This window comes from Immundisolibacter sp., from assembly GCF_041625615.1.
Lineage (GTDB): Bacteria > Pseudomonadota > Gammaproteobacteria > Immundisolibacterales > Immundisolibacteraceae > Immundisolibacter.
The window spans coordinates 1-2,035 of record NZ_JBFJTF010000223.1 but is presented as its reverse complement, the minus strand read 5'-3'; the positions used below and the strand labels follow the sequence as shown (position 1 = coordinate 2,035).

Sequence of the window (2,035 nt, the reverse complement as noted above, 5' to 3'; positions counted from 1 at the left end):
TCGCACGCCATCGCCCGCCGGCGCGACGATCCGGACTGTGCCGATCAGGAATACGACGCCCTGCTCGACGCCGACGACCCGGGCCTGACCGTGGAGTTGCCGTTCGAGGTGCACACTGCGCGGCCGCGCAAGCGCCGGCCGCGGGTGGCGATCCTGCGCGAGCAGGGGGTCAACGGGCAGCTCGAGATGGCAGCCGCGTTCCATCGCGCCGGCTTCGCGCCGGTGGACGTGCACATGACCGACATCCTGGCCGGCCGGCACTCGCTGGAGACGTTCCGTGTGCTGGCGGCATGCGGCGGCTTTTCCTACGGCGACGTGCTCGGCGCCGGCCGCGGCTGGGCGCAGGCCATTCTGGGCAACCCGCTGGCGCGGGCCCAGTTCGAGGCGTTCTTCGCACGGCCGGACACGCTCACGCTGGGCGTGTGCAACGGCTGTCAGATGTTGTCGCAACTGGCGTCGCTGATTCCCGGCAGCGCGCACTGGCCGCGCTTCGTGCGCAACCGCTCGCAGCAGTTCGAGGCGCGGCTGTCGCTGGTCGAGGTGCTGGATGGCCCCAGCGTGTGGCTGCGCGGCATGGCCGGCGCCCGGCTGCCCATCGTGGTCGCGCATGGCGAGGGCCGGGCGGTGTTCGATGGCACCGGACAGGCGCCGGCGGCGCTGCGCTACGTGGACGGTCGCGGCGCCGTGGCCGAGCGCTATCCGGCCAATCCCAACGGCTCGGCCGGCGGCGTGACCGGCTTCAGTTCCAGCGACGGTCGGGTGGCCATCATGATGCCGCACCCGGAACGCCTGTTCCGCGCCGTGCAGCACTCCTGGCATCCGGCCACGTGGGGCGAGGACGGCCCCTGGTTGCAGCTGTTCAACAACGCCTACGCCTGGGTGACGCACGGGTGAACCACCCGGCGTCGGGCCGGGTGCCCGCCGCCGGCGAAAAAGCCGCACGGAGGTCGTGGATTTGCATGGCGGCGCGGCCGGCTTGGTGTACTATCCGCCGCTTTTTTCCGGCGGGCCGCGCGCCCCGGGGGAACCATGCAGCAAGCACACAGTGCGCCGCCGCTGGTCGGCGTCATCATGGGGTCGCGCAGCGACTGGGACACCTTGCGCCATGCGAGTGACACGCTCACGGCGCTCGGTGTCGCGCACGAGTGTCAGGTGGTGTCTGCCCACCGCACGCCAGACCTGCTGTTCGAGTACGCCGAGCAGGCGGCCGGCCGGGGGCTGCGGGTGATCATCGCCGGTGCCGGCGGCGCCGCCCACCTGCCGGGCATGACCGCCGCCAAGACGCGGTTGCCGGTGCTCGGTGTGCCGGTGCTCTCGCGCACCCTGCAGGGCGTCGATTCGTTGTTGTCGATCGTGCAGATGCCGCGCGGTATTCCGGTCGGCACACTGGCCATCGGCGAGGCCGGCGCGGTCAACGCCGCCCTGCTGGCCGCCGCCATTCTGGCGACCACCGATGCCGGGCTCGCCGCCCGGCTCGACGAATACCGCGACCGCCAGACCGCCACCGTGCTGGCAAGCAACCAGCTGCCGTGATGCTGCTGCCGGGCTCGACCATCGGTGTGCTGGGCGGTGGCCAGCTTGGCCGCATGCTGGCCATGGAGGCGCGGCGCATGGGCTACCGGGTGCGCGCGCTTGACCCCGACCCGGGCGCCTGCGCGGCGCCGTTCGCCGAAGTCACGGTGGCGCCGCTGGACGATGTCGACGCGGCACTCGAGCTGGCCACCCACTGCGACGTGCTGACCATCGAAACCGAGCACGTGCCGGCGGCCGTGCTGGCGCAGATCGAGACCCGACGCGAGGTGCATCCCAACGCCGCCGCCCTGGCCACGGTGCAGGACCGTCTGCGTCAGCGCGAGTTCCTGCGCCGCCACGGTCTGCCGCAGACCGCCTGGGCAGGCGTGGACGATCTGCCGGGTCTGGAACGGGCACTGCAGACGATCGGTCGACCGGCCGTGCTCAAGACCCGCACCGAGGGCTACGACGGCAAGGGGCAGGCACGCATCGGTGCCGGCGACGACCCGGCCGCGGCGCTGGC

Annotated in this window: 3 protein-coding genes; all 3 read left to right on the top strand. The window is 72.4% G+C overall.

Annotation, left to right across the window (positions count from 1 at the left end; translation table 11 throughout):
* Nucleotides 1–894 (top strand): phosphoribosylformylglycinamidine synthase subunit PurQ (locus ABYX71_RS11715; RefSeq protein WP_372696674.1); only part of this gene is annotated, 894 nt, incomplete at its 5' end.
* A gap of 135 nt (nt 895–1,029) precedes the next feature.
* Nucleotides 1,030–1,533, top strand: a complete 504-nt coding sequence (gene purE, locus ABYX71_RS11710) for a 5-(carboxyamino)imidazole ribonucleotide mutase (protein ID WP_372696673.1) — start codon at nt 1,030–1,032, stop codon at nt 1,531–1,533.
* Nucleotides 1,533–2,035: ATP-grasp domain-containing protein (locus ABYX71_RS11705; protein ID WP_372696672.1), on the top strand; the 503-nt coding region annotated here is incomplete at its 3' end. The genes purE and ABYX71_RS11705, both read left to right, overlap by 1 nt.

Excerpts from the sequence above, each read along its gene's own strand:
- purE (WP_372696673.1), top strand. The coding sequence starts at position 1,030 with ATGCAGCAAGCACACAGTGCGCCGCCGCTGGTCGGCGTCATCATGGGG.